Source organism: Citrobacter sp. TBCS-14 (assembly GCF_005280805.1).
GTDB classification, from domain to species: Bacteria; Pseudomonadota; Gammaproteobacteria; order Enterobacterales; family Enterobacteriaceae; genus Citrobacter; species Citrobacter gillenii.
Genome location: NZ_SZWM01000287.1, coordinates 251 through 501, shown reverse-complemented (window position 1 = coordinate 501; position 251 = coordinate 251). Strand labels below are relative to the sequence as shown.

Genomic DNA, 251 nt, shown 5'->3' with positions numbered 1-251 from the left:
GCAATGCCATTGCTGTCGACAATGAATTGCGACCACGGGTAGAGCTTCTTATTGCTCTCCAGACTGCTGCGCACAAACATACCGGAGCCGGGAATGGCGTCATCGGTGTTGACGATAGTGGTGGTCTGGTATTTATCATGCGGCAGATTGGCCGCTTTGATGGCTTCAATCAGTGTCGCATTTTTCTCTTTGGCGGAGGTACGTCCGGCGATGTGTTGCACAATACGGACTTTCCCTGGCAGTTGCGCGCT

At 53.0% G+C, this 251-nt stretch carries 1 protein-coding gene; it reads right to left on the bottom strand.

The features are described 5' to 3' along the window. Nucleotides 1-251: YtfJ family protein (locus tag FDX22_RS12560; RefSeq protein ID WP_304571762.1), on the bottom strand; the 251-nt coding region annotated here is incomplete at both ends.